Consider the following 9418-nt stretch of genomic DNA (forward strand, 5'->3'; position numbering starts at 1 on the left):
TTCCAATATATTCTATATAATGAGGTGTAATAAGGATTCTATGAATCTCATAGAATACCTTACCCCTAATAAAAAGAAAAAAAGAATCTATTTGGAGTCTTTTTTTCTTTTTTTATTACATTACATATTTATTTAAAGCATGTGCGACACCATGTTCTTCATTTGTTAACGTTTCGTATTGACACATCGCTTTTATTTCTTCAACTGCATTTCCCATTGCAATTGATATATTTGCTTTCTCCATCATAGAAACATCGTTTAAGCCATCGCCTATTGCTACAGTGTTTTCAACTGGAATATTAAGATGTTCTGCTAAAGTATATAATCCATTTCCTTTTTGAGCATCTCGATGATTAATCTCTAAATTATGCCAATAGGAAGATGTAATAGCTAAATCCGTATTATGCAGAAACGTTTCTTTTAATTTTTTTAATTTCTCTATGTCATAAGAAAACGGTAAAAGTTTATGCACATGTATATCCATTTCTACAATTGGTTTACAACTTTCTGCACTATGAAATGCTGTATGCTCAAGATATAATGCAGCAATCGTTTCTAACTCTTTCAAATCGAAATTTTCTTTTGTATTCTTCACATACTCGATTTCATTACGCACACTCTCTACGCCATAATCCGGTACATACACACCTTTATTAGTATAAAGCTGATAATACAAGCCATTCTCTTCAAGATATTCTACAATCTCAAGTGCCTGCATATTTTGAATTGGATATCTCTTCATCATTTTCTTATCTGTATAAATAAGGGCACCATTTTCCGCAATGATTGGACAGTCTAAATTAACTTCTAACAATAAGCGTTCAATATCAATGATCGAACGTCCTGTACAAATAGCCACAACATGTCCTGCTTCCTGACATTTTCGAATTGCTTCTGCATTTTCTTTGCTAATCATTTTATTACCGGAAAGAAGGGTCCCATCTAAGTCAATTGCTATTAATTTCATTATTTCTTCACCACTTTCTATAAATACACGAGATCTATTTAACAAAAAGGTATCGTTTTCATATTGAGCTCGTTAAGTACTTCTTATTTATAATTTATGAAAAGCGTTTCAGGTCAAGAAATATTACTAAATAAAATATAAAATGCAAAGCTTTTCTAATTTAAAGAAAGCTCTGCATTTTACACTATGAATTATAAGTAATATATTTCGTCTCACAAATGTACACATTTTTTTCTTTAGTTGGGATAAATACTTTAAACTTTTCTAACTGCTTTCCGTAAACATGGATAGTGACAACGCTTTCGTGTTTACCAATTTCGAGAATATGACAATCAGCCGGTGGGATTACTTTATCTGTTTCTCCTTCTCCCAAATAAATATTCCCTGTATGTGTTAAATAAAATAGTGAATTTCCGAGTTGCTTAGTTTGTAAAAAGTTTCGAACCATTATCCTTCCGGAAAAAACTCCTTCAACTCCCCAAGCACCATCATGATCATGTAGTGGTGTAGCTTGTCCATTTTTCCATACAAGTGCTAGCACTTCAAAACGTTTTAATGGATCTTCATACAGTAAGTGTCGTGCATATTGAGCGGAATTCGCTTTCTGTTTCTCTAACGGAAGCCATGTTTTCTTTTCTAAAAGTTCTTCCAGTAATTTTTCAATTTCACACACGATTTGCTCTTCCAATAAATTACTATCTATTAAATCAGTTACAGCTTTAATAAATGTTTGAAACGTCTTACTCCCATTGCACGTTAACATAAGCATCCCCCTCTACTCTTTTTCCACACACCTCCATACTATAAAACACACTAAAATTTTACAATTGAGAAATAAAAAACAAGGTACAAAAAATGTACCTTGCTGAACGTTTTATTGAGTTTTTAAGCGAATAGGTAAGTGTTTTAATGTTTGTTCATTTTCCAATATACATTTTTCTAAATTGAAAGATGGAGATAACTCTATTTTTTCGAAAGCGTTTATAAAGGTAGTTAATGCAATCTCAGCTTCAAGACGTGCAAGCGGTGCGCCTAAACAAAAGTGAGGACCTTTTCCAAACGTTAAATGCTTTTCATTCCCTATTCGGTGTAAATTAAAATTAGAAGCTTGTGAGAATTTCTTCTCGTCCAAATTTGCTGCACTGACCCATGCAACCACCATTTGATTTTTTTTCATTAAAGGTCCAAATATATTTGTGTCTTCAGTAATCCTCCGAGCCAATGTAACAGGAAAGCGGTAGCGTAATACTTCCTCTATCGCATTTGGAACCAACCTTGGTTCTTCTTCTAATTCTTTATATGTTCCAGGTGAATCCACTAAGAAACAATAAAAACTATTAATAATTAAGTTTGTCGTTGTTTCATTCCCAGCGGCTAATAGTCCTAATGAAAAAGTTACAATTTCTTCATCTGTTAACCATTCACCTTCGTACTCCGCTCGAATTAAATCCGAAATAATATCATCTGTTAAATGATATCTTTTATCCTGAACAATCGGGAGAAGGTAATCTTTAAATTCATTTAAAGCAACTCCTTTCTTCGCATCCAGATCATTAAATTTTTCTTTACTATACGGCATAAATAAAATATCAGACCATTCTTTAATTTGTTTACGGTCTGTAGTTGGTACTCCCAATAGATCTGATATAACGGTAACAGGTAAAAGTGCAGCAAATTGATTAACAATGTTAACTTCATCATACTTTTCTATATTTTTTACAAGTTCATCTGCAATGGCTTGTATACGGGGTTTCCATTGTTCTAAACTTCTAGGAGTAAATGCTTTCGAAACAATTGAACGTACATTACGATGTTCTGGGGGATCAGAAGAATTTATATTTATTCTCGTTTCTAAAGGTGGTATTGAAAATTGTCTACGTTCCCTTCTACTTGAAAATAAGCGGAAATCTGATAAAACACGGTTCACATCCTCATACAGAAACACATTCCATACGTCTTGTTCTTCATCATAATAAACAGGGTGATTGTCTCTCATATACTGATACCAATCATAAGGATTCCATAACTCTTCTTTTGTTTTCAGCTTTGAAATTTCATGAACTAAAATAACATTTTCAGGTGAAGTCATAGTTCTTTCCTCCCTTTTCTTTTACAATAAAAAGTGATAGGTATGTTTTACAAAGATGTATAGACTAACATATGTTATTTTAACATATAGAGAGCTGAAATTTTCAAATGAGAACTTGAGAAACATATTAGGGGGATTACTATGTACGTTGATATTTTACTACTAGCTGAATTAACGACAGGACCAAAACACGGCTATGAAATAAAGAAAAATATCCAAAATCGTTTAGGTGATAATTTTGAATTAAACCATAACATGCTTTATCCCACTCTTCGGCGTTTTGAAGATATGGGTGCAATAACGAAAGAAGTTCATCAACAAATCGGAAAACCAAACCGAAATATGTACGCCATAACAGAAACAGGAGAAGAAATTTTTTATGAAATGCTAAGAGAGTTTCCCGAAAAAATTGCGACAAACAATGCTGAATTCCTTGTGCGTATCGCGCTCTTCGAAAAACTTGATTACGAGGCTAGAAAAGAAATTTTGACTACGCGCCAAAACGTGCTTCAAGAACAACTTACAGCAATCCAATCCCTTGACGTTGTCTCACCTTTTATTACAGAAGTTGTTGAATTTACTAAGTCACGTATTGAACATGAATTACATTGGATTACATCACTTATGAAGAAAATATAAAAAAATAACAAGAAAAGTTAAAAACAATGAATGAAAATGAGATTTATTATCAATACTATAATTAATAAAAGGGCAACCACGATTTGGCTACCCTTCAAAAATTTACACTTCTGGATCGAAAGTTTTGCAATCTGTTTCTTCCGTTGTAGATGCTTGTTTTCCTTTATGACTTACTACATAAATCGCATCTGCACTACATTTATTACCGTTACTCCAGAATTTACAGTTATTCACTTCGCATAGTACATCTTGTGCCATAGTATCACACCTCCTTGTTCTTTTATCATTAACAAAATCCGGAGGTATGATACTCTTTGCTATGCATTTTTATTTTCTTTTTAGCTTTCTTAATGATTCTATATCCGCACCTACAATAGAATCAATATTTTCGGTTATTTTTTCAATATCGAAATTCCACCATTGAATCTGCAATAATTCGTCTATTATTACATTTGAAAATCTCTCTTTTATTTTATTTGCAGGGTTACCACCAACGATTGTATATGGTGCGACGTCTTTAGTCACAACAGATTTCGCTGCAATGATTGCACCATCTCCTATTTTAATTCCGGGCATAATCGTTGTATCCATACCGATCCAAACGTCATTTCCTACAACTGTATCTCCTTTATACGGTAAATCAGACAAATCTGGTGTAAACTTCTCCCACCCATTTCCGAAAATATTAAACGGATAAGCTGAAAATCCATCCATTCGATGATTTGCTCCGTTCATAATAAAGGTAACTCCAGATGCAATACAGCAAAACTTCCCAATGAAGAGACGATCTCCGATAAATTCATAATGATATAATACTCGATCTTCTAATGTTTCCCCATGTTTCGCATCATAATAAGAATAGTCACCAACGAGTATATTAGATTTCGTTATTGTATTTTTTATAAAATGAACGTTTTGATTTCCTTCAATTGGGTATTTAACATTTGGATTAGGATTCATGTTGCACAGCACTTCCTTTACCATTCATTTCACTTTCTACTGCTATTACTGGCTTTAAATTGTATATAGGTAAAATAAACAATAATCCAATTATAAATAGTAGAGCCGTTCCCTCATACATCGTGCTTAATGAGAACATCTCCTTTAATGAACCAGCAATACTCATCGTTACTACCATTGAACCGGTGAATAGTGGACTTAAAATACCGTTTACGCGACCAATAAAATCCGTGTCACTATTTTGAATAATGAGCGTATTAATCCCAATTTGAATACACGGTAGAGCTAACCCACTAAAAAGTTGTGCCGTAAGTGTCACCCATAAATTTGTGGAGTAACCAATTATACCAATTCCAATAGCCTGGCCTAGCATACCTACGATTAACATTTTTTGCGGCGCAACGTTTTTCGCAAATACCATCGCTAAAGCTCCACCAACAATCATCCCCGCTCCATTTACTGTTAGTAACCATTGTAAACTCTCTTTTGATAACCCTAACTGCTCAGTCACAATAAATATACCTAGTGGCTGAATTAAGCCTATACCTAGTCCTGCTGCCATAAAACATAGACCAAGTAAGGTTAATGCTTTTTTCTTTTTGACGTACTTAACACCATCCTTCATTTCCTGTAACAAAGTGATATCTTTCTTTGCTGCTTCGTTTTCAAGATCTTTCGGAAGAAATAACAATACACCTGCGGCAAGTAAAAACGCGATACCTGTTATGATGATTGAAATATAAATTCCAAAACTATGAAAAATAAATGTTCCGAGAATTGGTCCTAACACCATAAAAATTGCAAATATCGTTTGATATATAGACATTGCTAATTGAATTTGTTCCGTCGATAAATGTTGTTTAAACAATTTCATTCCAGATGGTTGAGAAAACTGCGAAAGGATTGCAGAAATTAGCGTCACAAAAAACACAATTTTCCACGTTCCAAACATAAGTGTAATTAATACAGCGAATACTGAAATAGAACTTAACGTTTCACACCATATCATTGTCCTCCTCGGCTTCCACCTATCAGCAAAAGTTCCACCAATAAAGGAAAAAATGAAAATCGGAGCAAATTCAGCAACTGAAATCATGGAAATTGCGAATGCATCACCTTTTGTCATTTCCATTACATACAGCAATACTGCAAAGTTTCGAACCCATATTCCAATTTGTAAAAATAATGCCGATGCGAGAATACCTTGCACAAATCGATTTTTTAATACTTCCGATACCCCATGATTTTGTTTCGTTTCTACAGTCGTCGACATAAAAAAGCCTCCTATTTCGTGTTCTGAACAGGAGGCAGCACAAATCATATGAAAAGACTATATATTCGCAGTGCGAAACACATCCCTTTTCTATACATGTACATACTAATCCTATTCAGAAGAATATTTCGTTTTTTAACGAAGATCTCTTGCAAATAGAATTAGTTGATCATTGGGATGTTTTCACCCTTCCGTTTCGAATTTAAATAACACATACATACTCTATGTAAAACATTTTCAATGTATGCATGTCTCATTTTAACTATTCTAGAAAGTCAAAGGCAATTCCTCTAAAGAACGCATTAAATAGTTTCCTTGCCATTTAATATCTTCACGATCGCCTTTTATTTGTATTTCAGGCATCCGTTTAAACAAAGTAGTAATAGCAATCTTTGCTTCCAACCTAGCAAGTGGTGCTCCTAGGCAGAAATGACTACCATGCCCAAAGGCAATATGACGGTTATTTTCTCGTGTAATATCAAATACTTCTGGGTTTTCAAATACTGTTTCATCACGGTTTGCTGAAGCTAATGCGATAATAACCATATCTCCTTTTTGGATTGTTTGTTCGTGAATTTGAAACGGCTCAGCCGCCCATCTTGCAGTTGTCACCTCAACTGGAGAATAATAACGCAATCCTTCCTCAATAGCTGAATCAATTAATTTCGGATTATCTTTTAATAATTGTAATTGCTTCGGATTTTCAAGAAGTGCTAATACCGTATTTGTTATTAAATTCACTGTCGTCTCGTGTCCGGCTACAATTAATAACATGATCATTGAATATAGCTCTCGAGCACTAAGTTTATGCCCTTCATTTTCTGCAAGTATTAACGCACTAACCAAATCTTCTTTTGGATTTTTCCGTTTTACATCAACTATATATTGAAGATATGTAATAAACTCAGATAGTTGTTTTTCGGTTTCTTTTATTTCTTCAGGTGTTTCTGGCGATGCAATGACAGCATGAGACCAAATTCTAAATTTCGCTTGATCCTCTTTTGGAATTCCAAGCATCTCACTTATTACAATAATCGGTAATGGGAATGAATAATCATCCACAAGATTTAATGTACCTTTTCGCTCTATCTCATTTATTAAATCATCCGCTACTCTCTGAATTCTTCCGTCTAATTGTGAAATCATCTTTGTTGTAAAAGCTTTTTGAACTAAAGATCGTAAACGACTGTGGTTAGGTGGGTCCGAATTTAACATATGCGTTGTTAAATGATCACTATTGTCAACAGAAAGAAACATGTTCATTGTATCTTTAGAAAAAACATTATTTGGATCTTTTTTTAAGCGATTATCTTTTAAAAGTGGCAGAGCATCTTCATATCTTGTAATGAGCCATTCTGTACCAATCTCGACTTTATTAACAAATAATATAGGTTGTATTTTTCGCGACTCTTTATAAATTTCATAAGCATCTTCTTTAAACTGAGCAGAAGCTAAATTAATGCCATCTTCTATTTTTTGGCCAACCTTATTTTTTATTGACATTGCATTCCCTCACTCTCAATTATTTGTGTAAATCAACCCAACATTTGAATTATACTTCAATAAAAACTAGAAAATTGTAAATTTTTAATTAAAATCTTACTTCGTATATTGAAAAATAAAAAAGTGAGAGAGTAAAATTATTCTACTCTCTCACTTCCTATTATGCGAAGCACATAAAATTACTAATTTGTTGATATCGATAACTTACTTTGCGGCGGCGACCAGCTTGCCAAGTGTAGCCGGATACCCCACTTCTTCTTACTTCTGTCGGAAAGAACCATAAATCTCTTCCGAATGGACCAGGACGATGTAAACGTAAATAGCCCCATCTCCCTAAACAGTTACACATCCATGATTTCATATTGCCCGCTTGTGCAGGAGAAGCAAATGTGGATGGTAAAGACGGAGCTTGTGACGGTGGTGGTGACGTTGGAGCATCTTCCGCATCATCTGGTCTATAATCTTCTAGTTCAACCTCTCTAACTTCGATATCAGGTTCATATCCGTATTGTTGTGGATTATAATACATCGTTTGATCATATGGATAATTTTGTTGGTTATACATATTAACAAATCACCTTCTTTTCATTTGTTCCTTTTAACATTCATATGTGATACGCCATTCATAGGAAGCTTATGTATAGCCTAAATTCATCTGAAAAAAAGCTCGTATTTTTAAAATACGAGCTTTTTTATAAACAAGATATATTTTTTATTTTATTAACTTCACACTATAAAAACGCATTTGATCTAATGAACCTTCATATTCAAATACTTCTTGCTTAATTAATTCTTTCAAGCGATACTCTAAGAAAGTATCCCCAACTAATTGCTCCACAAGGCCAAGAACTTCACCTATTACTCTCGGAGCTTTATAAAACTCTTTATCTGCTCCTACATTTTTCGCACACTCAATAATGAATTGATCAAAATAACCTTCTTGTACAGAATGCACTTCATCGTCTTTCCAAACTCTTAAAAACTCCATGCTTTGCGATAATCTATCCCACTCATGTGAAAACTTCATTCGCTTCTCTTCAGTTAAATACGGAAATTCCACAAAACTTTTTTGGAAAAGAGCTAAACTTTCAGGAGATAATTCTCCAGTTCCACGGATATCATAATCTTGTTTTAATATTTCTTTACTCGCTTCAGAAGTATTCATAACACGAATATTTTTCTTATCTTTTAATTGCGCAATTACAAAACAAAGCCCTACGTGCTCATGGGCATTATCCGCCTTCCAAACGGTAATCGGTGTTTCATTCGGAATTGAATGTAGCTCTTCTAAAGTATCCTTAAATCTTGGTAAATACTCTTCTTCAAAATAACAATCATAAGAAGTTAAGTTATTTAATAACCACTGTGCCCTTGCTAATTGACCTTCATTCGTATGTAATTGATGTATGGGACCAATTGAAAAGAATTCAGAGTATGAAACAACACTCTCCTCGTGTAATCCTTCTTGTTTCAACATATATTTTAAACATCCGGCAGTTGAATCATCAAAGGCAATATGAATGTGTGTGCTTTCTTCTAAATTCTTTTCCTGAGTTGTATGACTCGTCAATTGCTTAGGGATACTCGTTAAATTTTTTATCATATCTTCGCTATAATTCCCGTCTAATACATCTAACTGTATTAGAATACTTTGAAGTAAATGTTTTGCTTCATCTTCATACATATCCTCTACAACATTTTTAATTTTATCTATCATATAAATCCCTCTATTCATTTCTAAAATAACGTAGATTATAGTGTATCATTTTAGCCCAGATGTTTAAAAGTCTTTTTAAAATCAAATCGTTTATTACACAGATTGCTGCAGCCATCTAAGTTTTTAACAAAAGCTTTCTCTATATTCCTCTCAATCTATAGATCTATAATATTTTTTCTTCCTCCTTATTTATCTCCCAAAATCACATTAGTTGCTAAATAATTTTTAAACACTTTTTAAATCTTTTTATTTAAATGTATAATTATATAG

General features: G+C 33.3%; 10 protein-coding genes. 1 reads left to right on the top strand and 9 read right to left on the bottom strand.

Annotation, left to right across the window (positions count from 1 at the left end; all coding sequences use genetic code 11):
• Window positions 1-115: 115 nt before the first annotated feature.
• The 3 genes from ACFWDE_RS28595 to ACFWDE_RS28605 form a co-directional block, all read right to left on the bottom strand.
• The gene (locus ACFWDE_RS28595) at window positions 116-967 is read right to left on the bottom strand and encodes a Cof-type HAD-IIB family hydrolase (protein ID WP_377896147.1); all 852 of its coding nucleotides are present in this window, start codon (window positions 965-967) and stop codon (window positions 116-118) included.
• 184 nt (window positions 968-1151) lie between these two features.
• Window positions 1152-1730: a cysteine dioxygenase family protein gene (locus ACFWDE_RS28600; RefSeq protein WP_377896148.1), complete on the bottom strand. Its 579-nt coding sequence runs from the start codon at window positions 1728-1730 to the stop codon at window positions 1152-1154.
• Between the two features lie 111 nt (window positions 1731-1841).
• On the bottom strand, window positions 1842-3056 hold the full coding sequence (locus ACFWDE_RS28605) for a cytochrome P450 (RefSeq protein ID WP_377896149.1): 1215 nt from the start codon (window positions 3054-3056) through the stop codon (window positions 1842-1844).
• Between the two features lie 141 nt (window positions 3057-3197).
• Between ACFWDE_RS28605 and ACFWDE_RS28610 the strand changes: the two genes are divergently transcribed.
• The gene (locus ACFWDE_RS28610; protein WP_377896150.1) at window positions 3198-3695 is read left to right on the top strand and encodes a PadR family transcriptional regulator; all 498 of its coding nucleotides are present in this window, start codon (window positions 3198-3200) and stop codon (window positions 3693-3695) included.
• A 102-nt stretch (window positions 3696-3797) separates the two neighbouring features.
• On the opposite strand, the gene ACFWDE_RS28615 is transcribed toward ACFWDE_RS28610, so the two are convergent.
• The 6 genes from ACFWDE_RS28615 to ACFWDE_RS28640 form a co-directional block, all read right to left on the bottom strand.
• Window positions 3798-3953, bottom strand: coding sequence for a DUF1540 domain-containing protein (locus ACFWDE_RS28615; protein ID WP_215581948.1), 156 nt, complete (start codon window positions 3951-3953; stop codon window positions 3798-3800).
• A gap of 69 nt (window positions 3954-4022) precedes the next feature.
• On the bottom strand, window positions 4023-4655 hold the full coding sequence (locus tag ACFWDE_RS28620; protein WP_377896151.1) for a Vat family streptogramin A O-acetyltransferase: 633 nt from the start codon (window positions 4653-4655) through the stop codon (window positions 4023-4025).
• Window positions 4645-5928 carry an MFS transporter gene (locus ACFWDE_RS28625; protein WP_377896152.1) on the bottom strand — a complete coding sequence of 428 codons (1284 nt, stop codon included), beginning with the start codon at window positions 5926-5928 and terminating at the stop codon, window positions 4645-4647. Before ACFWDE_RS28625 ends, ACFWDE_RS28620 begins: the two co-directional genes overlap by 11 nt.
• 267 nt (window positions 5929-6195) lie before the next feature.
• A complete protein-coding gene (locus tag ACFWDE_RS28630) occupies window positions 6196-7431 on the bottom strand; it encodes a cytochrome P450 family protein (protein ID WP_377896153.1) in 1236 nt (411 codons plus the stop codon).
• Window positions 7432-7591: 160 nt separating this feature from the next.
• Window positions 7592-7996 carry a hypothetical protein gene (locus tag ACFWDE_RS28635; RefSeq protein ID WP_002110206.1) on the bottom strand — a complete coding sequence of 135 codons (405 nt, stop codon included), beginning with the start codon at window positions 7994-7996 and terminating at the stop codon, window positions 7592-7594.
• Window positions 7997-8143: 147 nt separating this feature from the next.
• Window positions 8144-9148: a DUF1835 domain-containing protein gene (locus ACFWDE_RS28640; protein ID WP_377896154.1), complete on the bottom strand. Its 1005-nt coding sequence runs from the start codon at window positions 9146-9148 to the stop codon at window positions 8144-8146.
• Between the last annotated feature and the right edge of the window lie 270 nt (window positions 9149-9418).

It is taken from the genome of Bacillus sp. NPDC060175 (assembly GCF_042728695.1).
Lineage (GTDB): Bacteria > Bacillota > Bacilli > Bacillales > Bacillaceae_G > Bacillus_A.

Excerpts from the sequence above, each read along its gene's own strand:
- ACFWDE_RS28595 (WP_377896147.1), bottom strand. The coding sequence starts at position 967 with ATGAAATTAATAGCAATTGACTTAGATGGGACCCTTCTTTCCGGTAAT.
- ACFWDE_RS28600 (WP_377896148.1), bottom strand. The coding sequence starts at position 1,730 with ATGTTAACGTGCAATGGGAGTAAGACGTTTCAAACATTTATTAAAGCT.
- ACFWDE_RS28605 (WP_377896149.1), bottom strand. The coding sequence starts at position 3,056 with ATGACTTCACCTGAAAATGTTATTTTAGTTCATGAAATTTCAAAGCTG.
- ACFWDE_RS28610 (WP_377896150.1), top strand. The coding sequence starts at position 3,198 with ATGTACGTTGATATTTTACTACTAGCTGAATTAACGACAGGACCAAAA.
- ACFWDE_RS28615 (WP_215581948.1), bottom strand. The coding sequence starts at position 3,953 with ATGGCACAAGATGTACTATGCGAAGTGAATAACTGTAAATTCTGGAGT.
- ACFWDE_RS28620 (WP_377896151.1), bottom strand. The coding sequence starts at position 4,655 with ATGAATCCTAATCCAAATGTTAAATACCCAATTGAAGGAAATCAAAAC.
- ACFWDE_RS28625 (WP_377896152.1), bottom strand. The coding sequence starts at position 5,928 with ATGTCGACGACTGTAGAAACGAAACAAAATCATGGGGTATCGGAAGTA.
- ACFWDE_RS28630 (WP_377896153.1), bottom strand. The coding sequence starts at position 7,431 with ATGTCAATAAAAAATAAGGTTGGCCAAAAAATAGAAGATGGCATTAAT.
- ACFWDE_RS28635 (WP_002110206.1), bottom strand. The coding sequence starts at position 7,996 with ATGTATAACCAACAAAATTATCCATATGATCAAACGATGTATTATAAT.
- ACFWDE_RS28640 (WP_377896154.1), bottom strand. The coding sequence starts at position 9,148 with ATGATAGATAAAATTAAAAATGTTGTAGAGGATATGTATGAAGATGAA.